This window comes from Pigmentiphaga litoralis, assembly GCF_013408655.1.
Taxonomy (GTDB): domain Bacteria; phylum Pseudomonadota; class Gammaproteobacteria; order Burkholderiales; family Burkholderiaceae_B; genus Pigmentiphaga; species Pigmentiphaga litoralis_A.
The window spans coordinates 1,115,306-1,135,605 of sequence record NZ_JACCBP010000001.1 but is presented as its reverse complement, the minus strand read 5'-3'; the positions used below and the strand labels follow the sequence as shown (position 1 = coordinate 1,135,605).

Annotated in this window: 22 protein-coding genes; 8 read left to right on the top strand and 14 right to left on the bottom strand. The window is 66.4% G+C overall.

The features are described from left to right. Positions 1 to 8 precede the first annotated feature (8 nt). A complete protein-coding gene (locus tag HD883_RS05030) occupies positions 9 to 851 on the top strand; it encodes an amidohydrolase family protein (RefSeq protein ID WP_179587543.1) in 843 nt (280 codons plus the stop codon). Then, positions 848 to 1,624, top strand: a complete 777-nt coding sequence (locus HD883_RS05025; RefSeq protein ID WP_373563311.1) for an enoyl-CoA hydratase-related protein — start codon at positions 848 to 850, stop codon at positions 1,622 to 1,624. Before HD883_RS05030 ends, HD883_RS05025 begins: the two co-directional genes overlap by 4 nt. 19 nt (positions 1,625 to 1,643) lie before the next feature. Here the strand turns inward: HD883_RS05025 and HD883_RS05020 are convergent, their stop codons facing one another. After that, positions 1,644 to 3,125, bottom strand: a complete 1,482-nt coding sequence (locus tag HD883_RS05020) for an amidohydrolase family protein (RefSeq protein WP_179587545.1) — start codon at positions 3,123 to 3,125, stop codon at positions 1,644 to 1,646. 4 nt (positions 3,126 to 3,129) lie between these two features. Next, positions 3,130 to 4,149: an ABC transporter substrate-binding protein gene (locus tag HD883_RS05015; RefSeq protein ID WP_179587546.1), complete on the bottom strand. Its 1,020-nt coding sequence runs from the start codon at positions 4,147 to 4,149 to the stop codon at positions 3,130 to 3,132. On the opposite strand from HD883_RS05015, the gene HD883_RS05010 reads away from it, so the two are divergent. After that, positions 4,148 to 4,321, top strand: a complete 174-nt coding sequence (locus HD883_RS05010; protein ID WP_179587547.1) for a hypothetical protein — start codon at positions 4,148 to 4,150, stop codon at positions 4,319 to 4,321. The genes HD883_RS05015 and HD883_RS05010 overlap by 2 nt on opposite strands. 94 nt (positions 4,322 to 4,415) lie before the next feature. Here HD883_RS05010 and HD883_RS05005 read toward each other — a convergent pair whose 3' ends face one another. From HD883_RS05005 to HD883_RS04975, 7 genes are all read right to left on the bottom strand, one after another. Then, on the bottom strand, positions 4,416 to 4,880 hold the full coding sequence (locus tag HD883_RS05005; RefSeq protein WP_179587548.1) for a RidA family protein: 465 nt from the start codon (positions 4,878 to 4,880) through the stop codon (positions 4,416 to 4,418). A gap of 93 nt (positions 4,881 to 4,973) precedes the next feature. Further along, a complete protein-coding gene (locus HD883_RS05000) occupies positions 4,974 to 5,951 on the bottom strand; it encodes a hypothetical protein (protein ID WP_179587549.1) in 978 nt (325 codons plus the stop codon). 201 nt (positions 5,952 to 6,152) lie between these two features. Continuing rightward, positions 6,153 to 7,643: an efflux transporter outer membrane subunit gene (locus HD883_RS04995; RefSeq protein WP_179587550.1), complete on the bottom strand. Its 1,491-nt coding sequence runs from the start codon at positions 7,641 to 7,643 to the stop codon at positions 6,153 to 6,155. 2 nt (positions 7,644 to 7,645) lie between these two features. Continuing rightward, entirely contained in the window at positions 7,646 to 8,575 is a 930-nt protein-coding gene (locus HD883_RS04990; protein WP_179587551.1) for an efflux RND transporter periplasmic adaptor subunit, read from the bottom strand. Next, positions 8,572 to 8,802 (bottom strand): DUF1656 domain-containing protein, encoded by a 231-nt coding sequence (locus HD883_RS04985; protein WP_179587552.1) that lies wholly within the window; start codon positions 8,800 to 8,802, stop codon positions 8,572 to 8,574. Before HD883_RS04985 ends, HD883_RS04990 begins: the two co-directional genes overlap by 4 nt. Continuing rightward, the gene (locus HD883_RS04980; protein WP_179587553.1) at positions 8,792 to 11,023 is read right to left on the bottom strand and encodes an FUSC family protein; all 2,232 of its coding nucleotides are present in this window, start codon (positions 11,021 to 11,023) and stop codon (positions 8,792 to 8,794) included. The genes HD883_RS04985 and HD883_RS04980 overlap by 11 nt, the downstream gene beginning before the upstream one ends. Positions 11,024 to 11,042: 19 nt before the next feature. Further along, positions 11,043 to 11,510 (bottom strand): MarR family winged helix-turn-helix transcriptional regulator, encoded by a 468-nt coding sequence (locus HD883_RS04975; RefSeq protein WP_179587554.1) that lies wholly within the window; start codon positions 11,508 to 11,510, stop codon positions 11,043 to 11,045. A gap of 252 nt (positions 11,511 to 11,762) precedes the next feature. Between HD883_RS04975 and HD883_RS04970 the strand changes: the two genes are divergently transcribed. Continuing rightward, a complete protein-coding gene (locus HD883_RS04970; protein WP_179587555.1) occupies positions 11,763 to 12,707 on the top strand; it encodes a LysR substrate-binding domain-containing protein in 945 nt (314 codons plus the stop codon). A gap of 44 nt (positions 12,708 to 12,751) precedes the next feature. Here the strand turns inward: HD883_RS04970 and HD883_RS04965 are convergent, their stop codons facing one another. Beyond that, on the bottom strand, positions 12,752 to 13,438 hold the full coding sequence (locus HD883_RS04965; protein WP_179587556.1) for an SDR family oxidoreductase: 687 nt from the start codon (positions 13,436 to 13,438) through the stop codon (positions 12,752 to 12,754). 229 nt (positions 13,439 to 13,667) lie between these two features. On the opposite strand from HD883_RS04965, the gene HD883_RS04960 reads away from it, so the two are divergent. Beyond that, a complete protein-coding gene (locus tag HD883_RS04960) occupies positions 13,668 to 14,270 on the top strand; it encodes a PadR family transcriptional regulator (RefSeq protein ID WP_257021998.1) in 603 nt (200 codons plus the stop codon). 161 nt (positions 14,271 to 14,431) lie between these two features. Further along, the gene (locus tag HD883_RS04955; protein ID WP_257022412.1) at positions 14,432 to 15,286 is read left to right on the top strand and encodes a siderophore-interacting protein; all 855 of its coding nucleotides are present in this window, start codon (positions 14,432 to 14,434) and stop codon (positions 15,284 to 15,286) included. 84 nt (positions 15,287 to 15,370) lie between these two features. Here HD883_RS04955 and HD883_RS04950 read toward each other — a convergent pair whose 3' ends face one another. Then, positions 15,371 to 15,706 (bottom strand): thioredoxin family protein, encoded by a 336-nt coding sequence (locus tag HD883_RS04950; RefSeq protein ID WP_179587559.1) that lies wholly within the window; start codon positions 15,704 to 15,706, stop codon positions 15,371 to 15,373. Between the two features lie 108 nt (positions 15,707 to 15,814). Here HD883_RS04950 and HD883_RS04945 point away from each other — a divergent pair, with 108 nt between their 5' ends. Continuing rightward, positions 15,815 to 16,438: a DNA-3-methyladenine glycosylase I gene (locus tag HD883_RS04945; protein WP_179587560.1), complete on the top strand. Its 624-nt coding sequence runs from the start codon at positions 15,815 to 15,817 to the stop codon at positions 16,436 to 16,438. Here the strand turns inward: HD883_RS04945 and HD883_RS04940 are convergent. Next, complete coding sequence (locus tag HD883_RS04940) at positions 16,435 to 16,752, bottom strand: chaperone modulator CbpM (RefSeq protein WP_179587561.1); 318 nt, start codon at positions 16,750 to 16,752, stop codon at positions 16,435 to 16,437. The genes HD883_RS04945 and HD883_RS04940 overlap by 4 nt on opposite strands. 34 nt (positions 16,753 to 16,786) lie before the next feature. After that, a complete protein-coding gene (locus tag HD883_RS04935) occupies positions 16,787 to 17,719 on the bottom strand; it encodes a DnaJ C-terminal domain-containing protein (protein ID WP_179587562.1) in 933 nt (310 codons plus the stop codon). 229 nt (positions 17,720 to 17,948) lie between these two features. On the opposite strand from HD883_RS04935, the gene HD883_RS04930 reads away from it, so the two are divergent. Beyond that, on the top strand, positions 17,949 to 19,145 hold the full coding sequence (locus tag HD883_RS04930) for an AI-2E family transporter (protein WP_179587563.1): 1,197 nt from the start codon (positions 17,949 to 17,951) through the stop codon (positions 19,143 to 19,145). A 159-nt stretch (positions 19,146 to 19,304) separates the two neighbouring features. Here HD883_RS04930 and HD883_RS04925 read toward each other — a convergent pair whose 3' ends face one another. After that, complete coding sequence (locus HD883_RS04925; RefSeq protein WP_179587564.1) at positions 19,305 to 20,267, bottom strand: pirin family protein; 963 nt, start codon at positions 20,265 to 20,267, stop codon at positions 19,305 to 19,307. Between the last annotated feature and the right edge of the window lie 33 nt (positions 20,268 to 20,300).

The window sequence follows — 20,300 nt, the reverse complement described above, 5'->3', positions numbered from 1 at the left end:
GACCTGCCATGAGAATCATCGACCTGCATTGCTACCCCGGCACCCAGACCTGGATCGACGCCCAGGGCCCGTATGTCGAGGCGCTGGCCACCTACTGGAAACGGCACTGGGTCGGCAAGACCGAAGAAGCCGTGATCGACGAGTTCACCACGGCCGGTGTCGAAGCCTGCCTGGTCGCGCTGGATCTGGAGACCACGGTGGCGACACCGCCATGCACCAACGACTATGTGCATGGCATGTGGAAGCGGCATCCGCAGCGTGTCATCCAGTGCTGGGGCACGCTGGATCCGTTCAAGGGCGAACTGGCGATCCGCGAAGCGCGGCATGCGATGCGGGAGCTGGGCTTTATCGGCTTTCACTTCCACCCGATCATGCAGCACTTCGCGGTCAACGACCGGCGCTTCTATCCGCTGTTCGAAGAACTGGCGCAACTGGGCGCCGCGGTGATGATCGACGTGGGGACGACGGGAATGGGCGCCGGCATGCCAGGCGGGATGGGCGCGCGGATCCGCCATGCGCATCCGGACGCGATCGACGATCTGGCCGCGGATTTTCCGGCCCTGAAGATCGTGATGGCGCACCCCGGATGGCCCTGGGTGGACGAGACGACGGCCGTGGCGCTGCACAAGGGCAATGTGTACTGGGAGATGTCGGGCTGGGCGCCCAAACACTTTCCCGGCAACCTGAAGGTGGATATCCGGGGTCGTCTGCAGGACAAGATCATGTTCGGCAGCGACTATCCCAGCCTGCCGTACGAACGCATTCTGCGGGAATGGCAGGAGCTTGGGTACAAGGACGAGGTCATGGAAAAGATCATGCACGGCAATGCCGAGCGGGTGCTGGGACTGTGAGCCACGATGTCCTGCAACTGACAAGGCCGGCGCCGGGCGTGGCGTGGCTCCGGCTGAACCGGCCGGACGTATTGAACGCGCTCAATCTTGAACTGCGTCATGCGCTGGCTCGCCGCTTTATCGAGCTGGATGCCGACGACACCGTGCGGGCCATCGTGATCACCGGCAATGAACGCGCTTTTTGCGCCGGCGCGGACCTGACGGAATACGTGGACGCGACACCGACCGAGGTGGCAGGCCGCGACATGGGCCGGCTGTGGCAGGCGATTGCAGGCTGCCGCAAGCCCGTGATCGCCGCCGTGAGCGGCCACGCGCTGGGCGGCGGATGCGAGTTGGCGATGCACGCCGACATGATCGTGGCCGGGCAGGGCGCGCGTTTCGCCCAGCCCGAAGTGCTGCTGGGCTTGATGCCGGGTGGCGGGGCGACGCAGCGCCTGACCCGCGCCGTGGGCAAGTTCCGCGGCATGCGCATGTTGTTGACGGGTTCAACGATCCACGCGGACCAGGCGTATGCGATGGGGCTGGTTAGTGATCTGGTGGCCGACACGGAAGTGGAGTCCACCGCGTTGGCCCTGGCAGGCCGCATTGCCGACCTGCCGATCCATGCCGTGCGGGCGATCAAGGAATCGGTGCTGCACGGCATGGAGGTGGGACTGGACGCCGGGCTGGCGTTCGAGCGCAAGGCTTTCCAGTTGCTGTTCGCCACGGAAGACAAGACCGAGGGCATCCGGGCGCGCCTGGAAAAACGCCCGCCAAACTTCGGCGGGCGTTAAGGGTACGGCGATGCCGCCATCACAGCGGCGTCGCATGCTCCCGCATCCAGGCCACGGCTTGCCGCGCCTCGCGCCGCAGGGCATCGACATCCAGCCCGGCCAGCGCGCCGTCATCCACGATCTGCTTGCCCCCGACCAGCAAGGCCTTGACGCGTCCGCCGCCTGACGCAACCGGGGCAATGCCCAGGTCATGCAGGCCGAAGTGGCGCGGCGCATCGACCGCGTGCAGCGCCAGGTCAGCCACGCGTCCGACTTCGATGCGGCCCAGGTCGGTCAGGCCGAGCACATCGGCCCCGCCCGCGGTCGCCCAGCGCACCACGTCTTCCACCGTCGTGCGGTTGCGGCCGGCTTCGCCTTCACCGCCGTGCAGGCGGGCACGCGTCCATTCGCCTTCCTTGGCCCGCTGCATCAGCCAGGCCGTATGGACTTCCGAATACATGTCGGCCGCTTCGTTCGATGCCGCGCCGTCGACACCGATCGACACCTTGGCGCCAGCGGCTTCCAGCGCTTCGACCGGCGCAATGCCGCTGCCCAGGCGGGCGTTGCACTGCGCGCAATGGGCAACACCAGTGCCCGTGGCGCCAAGCAAGTCGATTTCTTCGGCTTGCAGCTTGACCAGATGGGCAAACGACACGTCGCTGCCGACCCAGCCGTTGTCGGCGCAATATTGCACCGCCGACTTGCCCGCGATCCGATGCGCGTCATCCTGGTAGGACACGGTTTCGGACAGATGGGTATGCATGCGCAGCCCCAGGCCGCGCGCGAACGCGGCGCTTTCGCGCAACTGCCCCGCATCGACACCGTGCAGGGGATTGGTCGGCGCCAGCACAACCTTGCGCCGCGCGTCCGGCGCAGGATCGTGATACCTGGAAGCCAGGCGTTCGACGTCGGCCAGGTAGTTCTCGAACCGTTCCGGCCGCAAGGACGCGGGCAGGCTGTCTTCGACCTGCCGCACCCGGGTCTGGCCGCCCCGGCACAACACGAAGCGCAGGCCCAGCCGGTCCGCTTCCTCAAACAGGATCTCGGAGGTGTCGAAGCCCAGACCCGGGGCATACAGATAGTTGTGATCCGCAACCGTTGCGCACCCCGACAGGGCCAGCTCGACCAGACCGATACGCGCCGCGGTCCGGAAGCGCGACTCGTCAAAGGCCGGGCGATAGCGGAACGGAATCGCCGTCAGCCAGGGCATCAGCGAGACGTTAATACCCAGCGGGTCCCCTTTGAGCAGGGACTGGAACAGGTGGTGGTGGGTGTTGACCCAGGCCGGATACACGACACAGTCGCTTGCGTCCAGCACGCGTTCACCCGGCTCGGGCGCCAGCGTGCCAATGGCGTGGATGCGGCCTTCACGAACACGGATGTCGCGCGCAGGACTGCGCGCGCCCGCGTCCGGCAGGCCGGTCAGAATGGCCTGCGCGCCGCGGATCAGGAGGCTGTCGCCAGCCGGGCCGGATGCGCGGTGGGCCGCGGCCGGCGGCAAGGTATCGATGGACAGCGCCATGGCGTCACGCCTTGGCCATGCGGTCGGCCAGCGGCGGCAGGAAACGCAGGTCGTACAGGCTGTCGACCGTGGGGCGGGTCTTGAGCCCGAACGTATCCGACACCATCGTGATCTGCTCGGCCACCAGGTCCTTGCGCACGTCGCCCATGCCATGCGTGCGGGTATCCGGCGCGGCCAGGTATTTGGCGGTGATCAGCCAGCTTTCGAGCTGGACCTTTTCGTCGATCAGCGGATCGCGCTGCTTGACGATGGCCATCGCGGCAACCGGGTTGGCCAGGGCGTCCTGCAGGCCACGGTTGCTGGCGCGCAGGAAGGCGGCCAGCGCTTTCGGGTTGTCGTTGATCAGCTTGGTGCTGGCCAGTACGGCGTTGCCGTACAGGTTCACCCCCGCATCGGCAAACGACAGCACACTGAGGGTTTCCGGCTTCATGCGCTGGAACAGTGTCACGGCCGAATCATGGAAGTAGGTCGCGCCGTCGACATCACCGCGCACGATCACGTTGTCGCGCAGGCTGAAGTCGGTCGTCACCCATTCCAGCGCGTCGTCTGACAGGCCTGTCTTGCGCGCGACCATGGGCCAAGCGCGTTTGGTGGACTCGACGGCGGCCGCGGCGATGCGCTTGCCTTGCAAGCTCTTGAAGTCAGTGATGCCGCGATCCTTGCGGCCAATGATCGCGAACGGCGCGCGGTTGTAGTACTGGTAGACGGCGCGCAGGGCCGGGGTGCCGGTGGCGGCGCCGTGGTATTCGATCAGCGAATTGATGTCGCCCAGGCCGATGTCGTACGCGCCGGTCACCACGCGCGTGATCGACGCGACCGACCCGCTGCCGGCGTCGATCGTGACGTCCAGGCCTTCTTCCTTGTAGTAGCCCTTGGCCAGTGCGACCAGGAACGGCGCGGTCTGCCCGGTCACGCGGTAATCGAGCGTGAAGCGCAGGCGGGTCAGGGGCTGGGCACAGACGACGGGCGCGGCAAGCACGGCTGCGGCGGCAGCGCCCAGTTTGAGCATGTGACGGCGATGCATGGTGAAGCTCCTTCGGATAGGGGTCGGCGCCGTGGACTCGGCTTGCGACTTGAAGTGGGAAATCGCCCACGCCGGCAACGTCAAGGACGATGCACCGGCGGTGGGCACTTCAAGAGCAATTTCCGGCCACACTGGCGACCCGTGCACCGTAGCGGTGCTGAAGGAATGGTAGGTGGTGAACGCTTCTACTCTTGCGTCTGTTCAAGCACGTAGCGTGCCAACAGGACGCGGCGTCACGCGTGGATCACGCGGCGATCACGCCATGCCTAATTCGGCACGTGGAACGTGCCTTCCACCTCGATGATGTCGTCCTGATTCAGGCGGTCGACTTCCACGATGGTCCGCGGCGGGTAGGGCCCCTTGCCCCACAACTCTTCCTGAACCTTGTTGGCCAGCGGGCGGTAGCGATACATGTCGCTGACATACACCACCAGGCGCAAGGTCTGCTGCAAGGTGCCGCCCGACGCTTCGACGATCTGCTTCATGTTCATGAAGGCTTGCCGCACGCGGGCTTCATCGCCCGCAACGAGCGCGTTGGTCTTGGGGTCGATGCCACGCATGCCGGCAACGTACAGAGTGTTGCCGGCCTTGGACGCGAGGCCCCATGGGCCGGTGGGCGTGATGGCGCCGGGGGGGTGCAGATACTGGACGGCGGAGGTGGCGGGCGATTGCGCGTGCGCGGCGGATGCAAAGGCAAGCGCTGCGATCATGGAAGCCAGGAGACGGGTCATCAAGGTACATGCTCTGGAAAGGTGCCGGCGTGCGGCGACCCGTTTCCAATGCAAAGCGCATGCCACGTTGGCGCCAGGCAGATGCTTCGCGGCTTACTCGAGACGGCCCTGGCCGTTCAGGCGTTGCCAGGTCGCGACCCATTCCAGCGCATGGGCGGTGCCGGCTTCGGGGGTATCGAAATCCGTGGTGGGCGGGATCATGCAGGACTGGCGGCTGCCGCCCCACTTGGCTTCGAGTTCGATGTGCGGCTCATAGCGGTTCTGGCGATTGCGGCGAATGTGGACGCGTACGCTCCAGTCGCGCGCGCCGGCTTCTTCGGGTGATGCAGGTGTGGCGCGGATCAGGACGCTCTGGATCACGGCCAGCATGACCAGCAGCGGCAACATCAACTCGAAGATCTCTTCGAAACTTTGCAGCAGGGTGCGCATTGTGGCCGGCACCGATGCCATCAGGCCGGTCGACACCAGCGTGACCGGCGTACGGTCGAAGGCCTTGGCCAGCACGATGATGACCAGGAAAGTCATCAGGGTCAGCGCAGGGGCGCGGCGCGAGACGACGGCGTCCCACCAGCGCCGCGCCCCTCGGCGGATCAGCCACAGCATCGATAGCAGGGCGGGCAGCAAGGTCACCACGGCCATCACGATCTGCTCGAGCGACCCATAGCGGTTATAGAAACGCGCCTTGAGGATGCTGATGCCGAACATGGCCTTGTGCAGATCGGCCTCGCGCGCGGCCAGGGACAGCAGCACGACGCACAGCGCCAGCTTGTCGGTTCGCGTCAGGCCCGGCATGCGGGTCATGATCACACAGGCCACCGATGCCAGATACAGGAAGATGGTGCCGTTTTCAACTGGGCCGCCTTCTTCCAGGAAGCCCAACGGCATGACGTTCGGCGTCAACAGGCCGATGGCCAGGGCAGCCAAGGCGAAGACCGCAGCCAGCACCAGGCTCGCCTTGCCGCTGGACAGGCCGCTGACGGCGGGCGACAGCGGGATCGCAGGGACCAGGGCGGGGGACGGGGGGCGTTCTGGGCGGGGGAGCAGGTCGCTGCTTCGGGCGGGGTCTGGCATGCCGGACGTTCCTTAAATGAGCGCCAGACTGAGGCCGCTATGCAGAAGATCTGACGGCAGGGAAGGGCGCCAAGGCAGATTGCCGGGCCAGCGGTCCCCTGCACGAAGATGTCAGGAAAATGACATCATACATACGTACATGAACGTATGTTGTGAAAGTCCATGGCTGAGTAGGGGATTTGCGTCGGCGCAACGCCGCGTTCAGCCCTCCCACCCTCCGCCCAATGCCAGGAAGACCGCGATCTGATCCGTGGACAGCAGGCTGTCGGATGCCGCCAGCGCCGCATCGGCCGAGGCCAGCGTCCGCCCGGCATCCAGCACCGTCAGCAGGTTTTCGCGGCCCCGGGCATAGAGTTCGTTGGCTTGCTGCGCGGCCACGGCGCTCTGGTCCCGCGCGGCGCGCAGGGCGGCGTTGCGGTCCAGTTCGCGGGCATACACCGTCAAGGCCGATTCGGCTTCGCGCAGCGCGCCCAGCACCACGCCGTCGAAGCGGGCCAGGCTGGCGTCGCCATTGGCTTCGGCCTGCGTGATGCGGGCGCGGGCAACGCCCGTGTTGGGCAGTGTCCAGGAGATCAGCGGGCCCAGGCTCCAGCGATAGCTTGCGCTGTCCAGGAACCGGGTCGCCGGGCCTGTTGACCCGGCCGAGAGGCCCAAGGCAATGGTGGGATACAGGTCGGCGGTGGCGACGCCGATCCGTGCGGTCGCGGCCGCCAGGGTGCGCTCGGCCTGCCGGATATCCGGACGGCGGCGCAGCAGGGCCGCACCGTCCCCCGCGGGGATCGGTTGCGCCAGGTGCGGCGGCGTGTCGCAGGCAGGCTCGGGCGCCTCGGCAGGGGTACGGCCGGTGAGCGCGGCCAGTCGATACGACGCCACCCGACGCTGCGCCGCAAAGCCGGGCAGTGTGGCGCGCAGGGTGTCGAGTTGCGCGGCGGCGCGCACGCGATCGAACGCCGTGCCGCGGCCGGCCGAGGCCAGCCGGTCAGTCAGGTCCAGGCTGCGCTGCTGCAGGGCGACCTGATCGGCCGCGGCTTTTGCCTGGTAGTGCGCCGAACATAAGTCGGCATAGGCACGCACCGTGTCGGCCACCACCGTCATGCGGGCGGCTTCGTATGCGGCCTGCGTGGCCGACGCATCGGCTTGCGCGGCGGCAATCGAACGGTCGATGCGGCCAAACAGGTCCACCTGATACGACACGCTGATGCCGGCATCGTAGGAGACCCGGCTGGGCAGTTCGTTACGCAACCCCGTGGCCGCGCCCGACGCGTGACCCAGCGACGGCCCGCCGCTGACACCGATCGTGGGAAGGGCTGCGCCTCCGGCTTCGCGCACCACCGCTTGCGCCCGGCGCAAATTGGCGGCGGCGGCCTTCAGGTCGTTGTTGGCGGCCAGGGCCTGGCCCACCAGGTCGTCCAACGCCGGGTCCTGGTACAGCCGCCACCAGTGCGGCGGCAGCGGGGCGCTGCTGACGCCGGGCTCGGTGGCGCCGATCAGCGGGCCGTTGGCGGACGGGGCATGGATGGCTGCGGAAGCCGGCGCGCCGGTGTACTCGGGACCCACCTGGGCGCAGGCGCCGAGCGCAAGAAGGACCGGCAGCGCGAGAAGCGCAGGGGCCGCGGCAGGTGCGCGGGCAGGTGACCGCTGCGTGAATCCGACTCGCAGGATTATCGTACGAACGAAAGAAAGGCAGGCCATGATCAATTCACCACGGTCACGGTGGCGGTCTGTCCGGCCACCAGGCGCACCGACGCAGGGATGTCATCCAGCGACACGCGCACCGGCACGCGCTGCGCGAGCCGCACCCAGTTGAAGGTCGGGTTCACATTCGGGAGCAAGTCATTGCCGGTGGTCCGGTCGCGATCGGCAATGCCGGATGCAATGCTGTCCACATGGCCCTGGACGTCATGGCGTTCGCCCATCAGCAGCACCGAGACTTTGTCGCCCAGGTGGATGTGCGGCAGCTTGGTTTCTTCGAAGTAGCCTTCCACGTAGAACGAATGCCGGTCCACCAGGGCCAGCACTGCCTTGCCCGCCGCGGCATAGGCGCCCGTGCGCAGATCCAGGTTGGTCACCGTGCCATCGACCGGCGACAGGACCCGGGTGCGTTGCAGATTGAGCGCGGCCGTGTCGCGGTTGACGACAGCCTGCATCAGGGCCGCGCGGGCCTGTTCGACACGAGCCAGTCCCTGTTCCCGCACTTCTGCCGACACCAGGTCGCGCAGTTCGTTATTGCGGCGGGATTCACGTTCGGCCTGGGCCAGCACGGCGCGCTGCTGGCTTTCGGCGGATTGCGCCTGGCGCAGCGCCAGTTCGAAGCGGGTCGGATCGATCCGGAACAGCACCTGTCCGGCATGCACCGATTCGTTGTCGTGCACAGCCACTTCCACGACAGGCCCGGTCACGTCGGGCGCGATCTGCACGACCGATGCCTTGACCCGGCCGTCGCGTGTCCAGGGGTCGATCTCGTAGTGATTCCACAGCCGCAGGCCCGCGAATGCCGCGCCAATGACGACAACGGCCGTGACGGCGACGCGGCCGACCCTGGGAGCGTGATGAGAGAAGACTCGGCGGGTGGCGCCGGTGGTGGCGCGCAAGAAGCGGCGGACGGCAGGGGCAAGGCGTTTCATAGCAGTGACGACAAGAAGGCGGGCGACGTGCCCGCGGTGAGGGCGCAGATACCACCCAGCACCAGGATGAACAGACAGAAATCGAACAGGGCCGGATGCCACACGTATCGATAGAAGCCGACGGCGGCAAGCACGCGCCGGAGCAGGCTGGACAACAGCAGCGCGCCCAAGGTCAACACGAGCAATGCAGGAACGAAGATGCCGTGGAGATTGACTTCACCGATCATTCGGGGGCTCCGCTGGGGGATGGGGGGCGGCAGGTGACGCAGCTGTAGCCGCCGCGGTGGCAGTGGCTGTGGCCGCTGTGGTTGCGACAGAGGTTGCAGCAAAGGTTGCCGCAGCGGTGGCCACGGCGCTTGCCACATACGCCTCGGCTTGTGGAAACAGGCTGTTGCGCAAGCCGGCCAGGGCGATGACCGCGCGGTCGCGCGCCATGCTGGCCGGGCCAGCCACGATGCCGCGCAGCGCGCCATCCAGCGCGGCCAGCACTTCCGGGCCCGGCGCGCCGCGGCCGCCAGCCATGTCCGCCGCCTTGATGCGGCCCGCCGACAGATCGGCAAAGTGCCGCGACAGCGCGCGCAGCAACCGGCGCAGCGCCGGTTCACCGTCGTGCAGCAGCGGCCGGGCGCGCTGCAATTGCGCGATGGTGTCGCCCACGCGCAGGTCCTGGAAGGCATCCGACGCCACCTGATGTTCGACCGGCCGCGACAAGGCAAGCCTGGGTGCAAGCAGGCCCACCCGGTCCAGCATCCGGTTGGCCACGTTCTGATGCGCAACGGTCTGCGCCGCTGACGCCCCGCGCGCACCGGCCATGGCGGCAAGTTCGGACCAGCCAGAGCGCAACAGCCGACGCGCGGTCCATTCGGCGCCCACACTGCGCAACAGTTGGGTGATGAGCGCGGCAGCAGCGGTGCCGGCGATCTGGCCGATGTTGCTGTTGATGAACGACGCAAAGTCGGCGGTGCCCGTGTCGTGCAGGCTCAAGGTCGACCCGAATCCGAACAGCAAGGCCATGGCGCGCAGCGTGGTCTTCGGGCGCGCCACAAAGATGCCGATCGCAACGATCGCGGGCGCCGTCGCCAGGGCAAGCATGCCGAAGCTGTTGATGGCCGGCATCACGACCAGCAGGTAGAAGGCTGACAGCGGCAAGGAATAGATTGTGTAGGCCAGGAAGGTCTTGATGCTGGGCGCGGGGTCATCCTGCGTGGCAAAGAAGCAGCAGAACACGGCCGCGATCAGCGCTGCCGCCGACCCTGATGGCCAGCCCGTGCCGATCCAGAACGCGCAGCACACCAGGATGGCAATCACGGCGGCGAACGACGACAGCAGCGCCAGGCCATGGTCGCGATGAAAGGGCGTGCCGAAGCGCGCTCGGATGACGCGGGTGATGCCGTCGGTCAGGCGGGCCGGGCCGCCGTGCGCGATGCGGTCGATCTGCGCGCGCAGCCGCCAGCTTTCAACGCGCGCATCCAGCAGCTCATGCAGCCGTGCGCACAGATGAAAGGTCAGCAGGTCCCGCCACGACGACATGCCGTCGACTGCCGGCGTGGATGCGTCAATCCGCGCCGCCAGCGCGGCCTCGGCACGCTGCATGACCGCCGTGTCGGCCGACGATGCGCCATCCGCCGGTTCCCACGCCGCAATGTCGTCCAGCAAGGCGGTGTGGTTGGCCGACAGGCCGCCTTGCGTTCGCAGCGACGCCACGACGTCTTCGATCGATGCCAGCACCGGCAGCAAGAGCGCCATGCGGTCCTGCAAGGCGCGCAGGGAATGGGACGTGAAACGCAGGTGCGACGTATCAAAGGGCAGATGGGTCGACAGCACGCGCAGTTCGGTAATGTCGCTGGCGACCTTGCGGCGATCGCGGTCACTCTTGGCATCGCGGTCGCCGCGCAAGGCATCCCGCATCCAGGTCCGGGCATCGGCCAATGCGCCATCGAGCCGCTTCAGCAGCACGGGCCCGAGCCCTTGCGGAAACACCAGTGAATGCACCAGCGTGCCGCACACGATCCCCAGCGAAATTTCGATGACACGCGCCAGGCCCACGTCAAAGATCGTTTCGGGCTGCGACACGGCCGGAAAGCCGATCAGCGCCGCGCTGTAGCCCGCCAGCATGAACACATAGCTGCGCGGCGTGCGGTCAAGCAAAGACAGATACAGGCAGGCGCCGACCCACAAGGCCAGCGCCAGTGACAGCAGTTCGGGCGCGTTGGACAGCGGGGGCACCATGACGATCGCGGCCGCAGCGCCCAATGCCGTGCCAAGCAGACGGAACACGGCCTTGGACCGCACCGCGCCCGACAGCGGCTGCGCGACCACGAACACCGTCAGCATCGCCCAGAACGGACGCGGCAAACCCATGCCCATCGCAATGAAGATGGCGAGCATGGCGGCCGCGTAGTTCTTGAACGAGAACAGCCATTCGGCCCGGGTCGGCAAGGCAGTCATGGGCGGATCAACGATGGGGTCATTTGCGGTTCAGCTGGCCCAGCAGGTCAGGGCGGCCGAGTGCGTCGGCCACGCTGCCAAACACGCGCATGCAGGCTTCCAGGTCGTCTACCGACACCCCGTGGAACAGGCGCTTGCGCCATTGAATCAATGACGCTTCGATGTCGTCGCGCAGCAGCCGGCCTTCTTTGGTCAGGTACAGCGTCTTGGCGCGGCGATCGTTGGCGTCGTCCTTGCGTTCGACCAGACCGGCCGCGCACAGCTGATCGATCAGCCGCACCAGCGACGGGCCTTCGATGCCGACGGCCTCGGCTACCGCGCCCTGGCGCGTGCCTTCGCCCAGCCGGCCGATCATGACCAGGGGCCAGGCCGCCGAGTGCGACAGGTTGAAGCCGGCCAGGGCGGCATCGGCCTCTTGTTTCATGGCGCGTGTGACCACCACCAGCGCGGTGCTGACGGACATGCGGAGCGAATCTGCGGGTTTCATGAAGCGTATCTTAGCCTAATAGATAGGATCCTATCAATTAGGATGAAATACAATTCAGGCGGATGTCAGGATGGTGTGGCGCGCCTGCCGGTCCGGCGTGCGTTCCATAGGCTGGTAGAATCGCCGACTCGCTTTTCACCCGTGCTGTTTGCGCTTCTTTACCGATGTGTACCGCCACGCCATTCTTGCGGGCGTCTTGCCACCGTGAAGACTGCTTTGCACCACGCCGGCTTCACGGCAAGGACTGCTCTCATGCGTTTTGACCTGATCGATCTCGGTCTGTTTCGCCATATCGTCGAAGCGGGCAGCATCACCCACGGCGCCGCGCGCGCCAATCTTGCGCTGGCTGCGGCAAGCAAACGCATGCGCAATCTCGAGGTCTCGCTCAATATCCAGCTGTTCGAACGCGCACGCCAGGGCATCACCCTGACGCCCGCCGGCCGCACGCTGCTGGCGCACGCCAAGACCATGCTGGAACAGGAAGACCGGCTGCGCGGTGACCTGCATGCGTATTCAGGTGAGCTGGCCGGCCAGGTGCGCCTGCTGGCGAACAACCATGCCCTGGCGGCCTTTCTGCCGTCGGCGCTGGCGGCGTTCCAGAAGCAGCATCCGGATCTGCATGTCGAAGTGAACGAACGCCTGGCCGACGAAGTGGTGGAGCAGGTGGGCGACGGCACGGCCGACCTGGGCCTGCTGCCCGCGAACACCGACACGGGCGGGCTCGAAACGTATCCCTTCCGGTCCGACCGGCTGGTGCTGGTCGTGCCGACGGGCCACGTGCTGGCGCGGCGCAAGGGCATGGGTTTTGGCGACGCGCTGGACCAGCCCTTCGTGGGCCTGGATGCACGCAACGCCTTCCAGCAATTCCTGTCGGACAAGGCGCTGGCGCAAGGCAAGTCGGTGAACCTGAAGATCCAGGTGCGCAGCCATGATGCCGTCTGCCGGCTGGTGGGGGGCGGTGCGGGTGTGGGGGTGGTGCCCGAAGCCGTGGCGGCGCCCTGGGTCAAGGTGGGCCAGCTCAAGGCCATCGTGCTGGCTGACGCCTGGGCGCTGCGCGAACTGGTGATCTGCCTGCGCCGCCTGGCCAACCTGACGCCGGAAGCGCGCCTGCTGGCCGAGTATCTGGGTGGCGGATCGGCGGCCGACAAGCCCGCCGATGCGGCGCTGGAACCGGGGCAGCAGGGCTTGTTGATCTGAGGCCGGGGGCGCACCTCCGGGTGCGCCCCGGTTCAGCATCGCCCCTACCAGGGCATCGGTTCGCCCTGGTAATCCACGAACGTGCACACCTTCTTGCCCGCGTGCGCGTCCAGCGTACGGATCAGTCCGGCCGCGCTCTGTTCCACCGTCTCGGTCGCGTCCGGCCCGCCCATATCCGTCTTCACCCAGCCCGGGTGCAGGGCCAGCAGGCTGAACGGCAACACGTCCAGCGTCGACGCCCAGCTCAGCATCAGGCTGTTCAACGCCGCCTTGCTTGCGCCATAGAGCGGCATGCCGCCGGACCGGTTCAGAGTCAGGCTGGCCATCTGCGAACTCATGAATCCGATCACGCCGCCATCCACCACGCTGCCGCACAGCTGCTGCGCCAGCCGCACGGGCGCGATCGCGTTCGTCATGAAAAGCAGGCCGGCTTCATCCATCGTGGCGGCCGCGACGCTTTGATGTAGCGGTGTCTTTACGCCCGCGTTGAACACCATGCGGTCGAACGTGATGTCGCCAAACCCCGCACGCAGCACGCTGGCCGCGTCGGGTTCATTCAGGTCGCAGGCAATGACCGTCAGCGCGTCGCCATGCTTGCCCGCAAGCGCCTGCAGCCCGTCCGACCCCGCCGGGTTGCGCGCCACCGCCACCACATGGTGCCCCTGCGCCAACAGCGCCGTGACCAATCCCAATCCGATACCGCGCGATGCGCCTGCGATCAATACGTTCATGCCTGCTCTCCTGAAGTCAGGCAAGCAAGGTAGCGCCCCGGCGTAGGCGCAGGCAAGTCACCGGACGTGTCGGTCCGTGCCAAGGCAGCCGCCATGACACTGATGCTGTTTTAAAACATATCTAAAAACATGTGTCTTAAAACATGTTTTTAGATATACTGATCCCGTAGATGCAGCGATGCGAGCGTCGCGCCGCCCTGGCGCACCCCCGCTGCGAACAAGGACAACCATGCATGGACATCATCGAGGAGGCGGCCGGGGCGGCCGTCGTTTCTCCGCCGGGTTCGACGACGCGCAAAGCGGCCGCCCGGCATTTCGCACCGGCCGCAAGCTGGCGTCCGAAGACCTTCAGTTGGTGCTACTGGCCTTGCTGGCCGACAAACCCAGCCACGGCTACGAACTGATCAAGACGCTGTCAGAACGGTCATCCGGCTTTTACGGTCCCAGCTCGGGCATGGTCTATCCGGCCCTGGCCTACCTGGAAGACATCGGCCACGCTACCGTGACCATGGAAGGCGCCAAGAAGCGGTACGCCGTCACGCCGGAAGGGGAAGCCTGGCTTGCTACCCAGCGGCATGTGGCCGACGACATCCTGGCGCAGCTGGCCAGCGTCGGCGCCAAGATGGCGCAGGTAAGACGCGTGTTTGCGGGTGAAGAAGATGCCGATGCCGTCGCACCGGGCACCCCCGAATCGCTGATGCTGGCGCGGCTGGGCCTCAAGCATGCCTTGCACGATCTGGGCCTCTGTTCACCTGAAGGCAACCGCCGCATTGCAGAGATCCTGCAGCGCGCGACCGACGACCTTCGTCAACTCAAAAAGGATCTGACATGAGCACACCGCAATCTGCCCGCACCGACTCCAGCACTACTGACTCCAGCACTACTGACTCCCGCACCACCGACTCCGGAACCACCGACTCCGGCACCACCGAATCCCGCACCGCTGACGCCACCCCGGCGCGCGGCGTGCGCCGTGTCCGGCATGAACTCAAGATGCGCCTGTTGCAGGTGCGCCGCGTGGAACACGTCACGCCGCGGCTGCTGCGCGTCACCCTGGCGGGCGACGACCTGGAAGGCTTCACCAGCGCGGCGTTCGACGACCATGTCAAGGTGTTCTTCCCGGCCCCCGGCCAGGACCAGCCCGACCTGCCGCAACTGGGCCCCAATGGCCCAACCGGCCCCGGCGGCCCCGACGCTACCGATACGCCCCCCGCCGCGCGCCGTGATTACACCCCGCGCCGCTACGATCCGGCCACCCGCGAACTGGACATTGAATTCGCCTTGCATGGACATGGTCCGGCCGCGGAATGGGCGGCCCAGGCCACCGCCGGCCAGTACCTGGGCATTGGTGGACCCCGGGGGTCGATGGTGATGGAAGGGGACTTTGACGGCTATCTGATGGTGGGTGACGAAACCGCCTTGCCGGCGATTGCCCGCCGCCTGGACGAACTGCCTGCCGGCGCCCGGGTATGCGTGGTGGCCGAAGTGGCCGACGCGCAAGAAGAGCAGACGTTCAGGACGCTGGCCGACCTGACGGTACGCTGGGTGCATCGCGGCGCGTCCGACGACGCGGGCGACAATGCCGCCGCGGGGAAGGCTGCGGTTCAGGCTGCGGCGGGCGATGCCGCCATAGGACAGGCCGCCGCAGGCGACGCCGTGGTGGCCGCGTTGCGCGACCTGCGCCTGCCCGATGGCGACATCTACGCCTGGGTCGCGGCGGAATCCAGCGTGGCCAAGGCCGTCCGCGCCTACCTGGTGGGCGAACGCGGCCTGAACAAGGTGTGGGTCAAGGCGGCGGGCTACTGGCGCCGCGGGGCCGAAGCGACCCACGACAAGCACGAAGACTAATCAGGCCCTGACGGACCAGTCAGCAGGGCAGGCAAGGCAAGGCAGGGCAAGGCAAGGCAAGGCAGGGGCGGTGTGGCGTCGGGCTCAAGGCAGTTCGGCCGGCACGCTGTCCTGCGCCAGGTGTACCTGCCGGCGAATGTCCCACTCCGCCAGCGTGGCCTGCACCGACCCATAGAACACGGCGTTCTTGACCACATACATCGAAGGCAGATGGAACACTTCATACCGTTCCACCAGCCCGCCATTGTCCCCGGCGTCGATCCAGCAGATCCGTTCGACCGGCAGGTTCATTTTGGGCAGGTTCTCGCGCGCCAGCTTGCAATTGGCGCAGGTGCGGCTGTGGAAGACCACGAGCGAGACGCCGGTGGAGTCGAGCAGGAAGCGGTCGGCGGTACTGTCGTTGAGGTCAAATTCTTGCATGGCGAGCCGATGGGCGTGGGGGAGGGCATTGAAGACAAGCGCGGCGGCGGCGCAAACCGGCCGGGCCAAGGCGCACTACGATAGCGGATTGCGAACCGCAGGAACACCATGCCGCCGACTTTCGAAGACGGCCTCACGCGCTGCGCGTGGGTGACCGCCGCTCCGGATTACCGCCATTATCACGATACCGAGTGGGGCATGCCGCTGGGCACGGACACGGCACTGTTCGAACGTATCAGTCTGGAAGGGTTCCAGGCCGGCCTGAGCTGGCTGACGATCCTTCGCAAACGTGAGGCCTTTCGCGCCGCATTTGCAGGGTTCGATATGGATCGACTGGCGCGTTTTGACAACACCGATGTCGAACGTTTGTTGCAAGACGCAAGCATCGTGCGGCACCGCGGCAAGATCGACGCGGTGTTGAACAACGCGCACCGGGCGATTGCGCTGCGGGAAGAGGCCGGCTCCCTGGCTGCCTTCTTGTGGCGTTACGCGCCGCCGGAAACGCTGCCGACCACGCCGGTCCGGGCCACGTGTCCGGAATCGGTGGCGCTGTCCAAGGCCTTGAAGTCACGCGGCTGGAAGTTCGTTGGACCGACGACGCTGTACGCCCTGATGCAGGCCACCGGCATGGTCAATGACCATGCCGCCGACTGCGCGTACCGCAACGCGGTGCATGCCGCGCGGACCGCATTCACCCGGCCCGGCGCGGGCAATGCCCCCCGGCCTGCCTAACGAAACCCTGAACGACGCAGCTCCGCTCGCAAGGCCATGATCTCGTCCATCAGGTCCAGTGCCAGCGCGACGCCGGGCGGGTTCAGTTCCAGGTCCTGCTCCAGCCGGCAGGCCAGCCGCGTGCGCCGCAGCGACACACCCGTAAAGCGCCAGTCGGGTGGACGGTCGCCCACCGGCTCGAGCATGCCTTCGGACACCCAGGTCATGATCCGCTCGCGCGGCGCACCGCTGGCCTGACACAGTTCCAGCAACGTCAGCTGGACCTCATCTTCGACGACCCGGCCTTGCAGGGCCGGCGATTCGTTTGCTTTCATCACACTCTCCTGGTGTGGCCCCGTGCGCGTCCGGTCAGAACCCCGCGCGTGGGTTGAAATGGAAGGCTTGCTGCATGGCCGCGTAGGCCTCGCGGGCTTCGGGCGTGTCGGCGGGCGGCAGGGCAATGCCCACCACTACGTACAGGTCGCCTGCCGGATTGCTGGGCAGGCCCTTGCCCTTCAGGCGAAGCTTGCGGCCGGCCGACGTGTTTGGCGGAATGGTCAGTTGCACCGACCCGTCGGGTGTCGGAACGTCGACCGTTGCGCCCAGCGCCGCTTCCCACGGGGCCAGCGGCACGTCCACATACACGTCCCGTTCATCGACGCGGAACAGGCGATGCGGGCGAAAGGCGATCTCTAGATACAGGTCCCCGGGCTGGCCCTGGCCGACGCCCGGGCTGCCCTGGCCCGACAGACGCAGGTGCTGGCCTTCGCGCACGCCCTTGGGAATGTTGACGCTGAGCGTGCGTTCCTGGGTCGTGACCCGGCCTGACGCATCCGTCATGGGCATGCGCAGCGTGACGTTGCGCGATGCGCCGCGATAGGCATCTTCCAGGTCGATCATGACCTTGGCGTGATGGTCTTCGCCCTGCGCGTGCATCGGCCGGCGCGAGCGGCCGCGTGCACCGCCGGCCTGCGCGCCGAACATGGACTCGAAGAAGTCGCTGAAGTCGCCCGCATTGCCACCGCGTCCGTTGAACTCGAAGCCGGCATCCCAATTGGGGGGCGGCTGGAAGTCCTGGCCGCCTTGCCACTGCGTGCCCATGTTGTCATAGGCCGCGCGCTTGTCGGGTTCCTTCAGGACCTGATAGGCCTCGCCGATTTCCTTGAAGCGGGCTTCGGCGTCGCTTTCCTTGCTGACATCGGGATGGTATTTGCGCGCCAGCTTGCGGTAGGCGCCCTTGATCTCGGCTTCGGTGGCCGTGCGCGGCACCCCGAGGATCTCGTAATAGTCTTTGTATTTCATGGCCCTTGGCGTCAAAGAATGGGGGAAGGGACAGAACGGATACGCATTACGTGAGGTCGCATGCCGGCAGATCAAGCGTGCGAGGGGTCGAATCCATAATACAACTGGCAACATTGGCGTTCGGTAACCGGCTGTGTGCGCATGGCTTTCGCGTATCGTTGAGCGCAGGCGAAACCGCCGCCACAACAACACGCAACGACCATCCGGGCCCCGGCCCACCCAGGTAGCCATGAATAACTCGAGTCTCCATTACAAGACTTTCCTTCTGATCCTGATCGTGGTGTCGATCGCGTTCGTCTGGATCCTTCAACCTTTCATTGGCGCCGTCTTCTGGGGCACGATCCTGGCGATCATCTTTGCCCCGCTGAACCGCAAGCTCGTCAACAAATTCGGCAAGCGCCGCAATGCCGCCACGCTCGTGACCTTGCTGCTGGTGCTGCTGATCGTGATCCTGCCGCTGATGCTGATTACCGGTTCGCTGGTGCAGCAGGGGTCGCTGGTCTATGACCAGATCAAGTCCGGCAATCTGAACTTCGGCGCCTACTTCCAACGTGCCTTCGATGCGCTGCCCTTGTGGGTGCACGACATCATGGTCCGCTTCGGGCTGAACGACATCGCCAGCATCCAGACCAAGCTGACCGATGCCGTTGCGCAGGGCAGCCAGTTGATGGCCACCAAGGCCGTTAGCATCGGATCGGACACCTTCCAGGTGCTGGTCAGTTTTGCTGTCATGCTGTACCTGATGTTCTTCCTGCTGCGCGATGGCCCGCAACTGGCGCGCCGGATCCGCCAGGCGATCCCGCTCAGCGACGGCCACAAACAGCACTTGCTGCAGAAGTTCACGACCATTGCCCGCGCGACCGTCAAGGGCAACATCGCGGTGGCGCTGGTGCAAGGCGCACTCGGCGGCATCATCTTCTGGATCCTGGGTGTGCAGGCGCCGCTGCTGTGGGCCGTGGTGATGGCCTTCCTGTCGCTGCTGCCGGCCGTGGGCGCGGGGCTGGTGTGGGGCCCGGTCGCGATCTACTTCCTGTTGACCGGTTCGGTCTGGGAAGGCGTGGTCCTGATCGCCTTCGGCTTCCTGGTGATCGGCTTGGTTGACAACATTCTGCGTCCGTTGCTGGTGGGCAAGGACACGCGGATGCCCGACTACGTGGTGCTGATTTCGACGCTGGGCGGCATGGCGCTGTTCGGCCTGAGCGGCTTCGTGATCGGCCCGGTGATCGCTGGCCTGTTCATGGCGGCATGGGATCTGTTCGCGACCGAAGACATGCCCGAGACCGTTGAAACGCGCATCCTGTCGGGCCCCGGCGACAGCGTGACGGTCAAGGCCGAAGCGACACCGACCACGCCGACGACGCCGACCGCGTCCGTGGCGTCAGCAGGGGAAACGCGGGTCACGACGCCGTCGGCGGAACGCAGGTAAGCAGTCGAAACCGTTGCCTGGGTGTCGGATCCTAGACGGCTTTGGCGTTCAGGCTAGGGGCGTCGAGGCTAGGGGCGTCAAGGCGGGGTAGCGTCAGGGCCTGGTGGCTTCAGGGGCAGACGCCGGGGCCTTGACCCACCGAGCCGCTTCGTTATTCGTTCAGAAGCCGCCGAACTTGCCTGCCTGGTAGTCGGCGATGGCTTCGTTGATTTCCTGCCGCGTCGTCATCACGAAGGGGCCATGACTGACCACGGGTTCCCGGATGGGGTCGGCATGGCCGAAGACCAGGAAGGCGTCGGCACGGGCGGTCACCGTGATCGTGTCGCCGTCATGCGCGAAAGTGACAAGGTGCTGGGCGGCCACATCGATGCCTGACGCCGTAGCGCCTGGTGCCGCGGTCCCGCTCGCCAGGTTATTTGCACTCTCTGTACCGCCCACCGTCACCGCCCCCCGCACCAGATAGAAGAACACCGACCGGCCGGCCGGCGCTTCCAGCTGCACGTGCGCACCCGCCGTCAGCGTCAGCGTCGTCATGGTGATGCCCGTCAGGGACTGGATGGGCGCGACCTGTCCGGCCCAGGTTCCAGCAATCAGGTCCAGCTGGGCCTTGCCATCATCCAGTTCCAGGGACGGAATGTCTTCGCGCTGCAGGCCCACGTACTTGGGCGGGCTCATCTTCAGGCGGGACGGCAGGTTGACCCACAGCTGCAGCACTTCGAGCGGTCCGCCATCGCGCTTGAAATCCGCCGATGACACTTCTTCGTGCACCAGCCCGCTGCCCGCCGTCATCCACTGCACGCCGCCCGCATCGATCACGCTTTCATGGCCGCCCGTGTCGCGATGGGCAATGTCGCCTTCCAGGATGAAGGTGACGGTCTCGAAACCACGGTGGGGATGGGGGCCGAAGGGCAGGCCGTTGTTGCGCGGCCGGTAGACCTGCGGGCCATGGTGATTCAGGAACAGGAAGGGATCGACCTGGTCCAGGCCGCGGCCGGGCAGGGGGCGGCGGGTAATCAGGTCGGCAATGTCGTCACGCTGCGCCGGGAACTGGCCGGTGACAGTGCGGCTGCCGGTAGTGGTGCTGCTGTGGCTGGCGCTTGAAGGCTGGGACAAAGAAGTCATGGTCGGTCACTCTGCATAAGAGGTGCGGCCGCC

What these genes read in the sequence shown, in the direction of transcription:
- HD883_RS05030 (WP_179587543.1), top strand. Translation starts at nt 9, where the DNA reads ATGAGAATCATCGACCTGCATTGCTACCCCGGCACCCAGACCTGGATC.
- HD883_RS05020 (WP_179587545.1), bottom strand. Translation starts at nt 3,125, where the DNA reads ATGGCGCTGTCCATCGATACCTTGCCGCCGGCCGCGGCCCACCGCGCA.
- HD883_RS05010 (WP_179587547.1), top strand. Translation starts at nt 4,148, where the DNA reads ATGGTGAAGCTCCTTCGGATAGGGGTCGGCGCCGTGGACTCGGCTTGC.
- HD883_RS05015 (WP_179587546.1), bottom strand. Translation starts at nt 4,149, where the DNA reads ATGCATCGCCGTCACATGCTCAAACTGGGCGCTGCCGCCGCAGCCGTG.
- HD883_RS05005 (WP_179587548.1), bottom strand. Translation starts at nt 4,880, where the DNA reads ATGACCCGTCTCCTGGCTTCCATGATCGCAGCGCTTGCCTTTGCATCC.
- HD883_RS05000 (WP_179587549.1), bottom strand. Translation starts at nt 5,951, where the DNA reads ATGCCAGACCCCGCCCGAAGCAGCGACCTGCTCCCCCGCCCAGAACGC.
- HD883_RS04995 (WP_179587550.1), bottom strand. Translation starts at nt 7,643, where the DNA reads ATGGCCTGCCTTTCTTTCGTTCGTACGATAATCCTGCGAGTCGGATTC.
- HD883_RS04990 (WP_179587551.1), bottom strand. Translation starts at nt 8,575, where the DNA reads ATGAAACGCCTTGCCCCTGCCGTCCGCCGCTTCTTGCGCGCCACCACC.
- HD883_RS04985 (WP_179587552.1), bottom strand. Translation starts at nt 8,802, where the DNA reads ATGATCGGTGAAGTCAATCTCCACGGCATCTTCGTTCCTGCATTGCTC.
- HD883_RS04980 (WP_179587553.1), bottom strand. Translation starts at nt 11,023, where the DNA reads ATGACTGCCTTGCCGACCCGGGCCGAATGGCTGTTCTCGTTCAAGAAC.
- HD883_RS04975 (WP_179587554.1), bottom strand. Translation starts at nt 11,510, where the DNA reads ATGAAACCCGCAGATTCGCTCCGCATGTCCGTCAGCACCGCGCTGGTG.
- HD883_RS04970 (WP_179587555.1), top strand. Translation starts at nt 11,763, where the DNA reads ATGCGTTTTGACCTGATCGATCTCGGTCTGTTTCGCCATATCGTCGAA.
- HD883_RS04965 (WP_179587556.1), bottom strand. Translation starts at nt 13,438, where the DNA reads ATGAACGTATTGATCGCAGGCGCATCGCGCGGTATCGGATTGGGATTG.
- HD883_RS04960 (WP_257021998.1), top strand. Translation starts at nt 13,668, where the DNA reads ATGCATGGACATCATCGAGGAGGCGGCCGGGGCGGCCGTCGTTTCTCC.
- HD883_RS04955 (WP_257022412.1), top strand. Translation starts at nt 14,432, where the DNA reads ATGCGCCTGTTGCAGGTGCGCCGCGTGGAACACGTCACGCCGCGGCTG.
- HD883_RS04950 (WP_179587559.1), bottom strand. Translation starts at nt 15,706, where the DNA reads ATGCAAGAATTTGACCTCAACGACAGTACCGCCGACCGCTTCCTGCTC.
- HD883_RS04945 (WP_179587560.1), top strand. Translation starts at nt 15,815, where the DNA reads ATGCCGCCGACTTTCGAAGACGGCCTCACGCGCTGCGCGTGGGTGACC.
- HD883_RS04940 (WP_179587561.1), bottom strand. Translation starts at nt 16,752, where the DNA reads ATGAAAGCAAACGAATCGCCGGCCCTGCAAGGCCGGGTCGTCGAAGAT.
- HD883_RS04935 (WP_179587562.1), bottom strand. Translation starts at nt 17,719, where the DNA reads ATGAAATACAAAGACTATTACGAGATCCTCGGGGTGCCGCGCACGGCC.
- HD883_RS04930 (WP_179587563.1), top strand. Translation starts at nt 17,949, where the DNA reads ATGAATAACTCGAGTCTCCATTACAAGACTTTCCTTCTGATCCTGATC.
- HD883_RS04925 (WP_179587564.1), bottom strand. Translation starts at nt 20,267, where the DNA reads ATGACTTCTTTGTCCCAGCCTTCAAGCGCCAGCCACAGCAGCACCACT.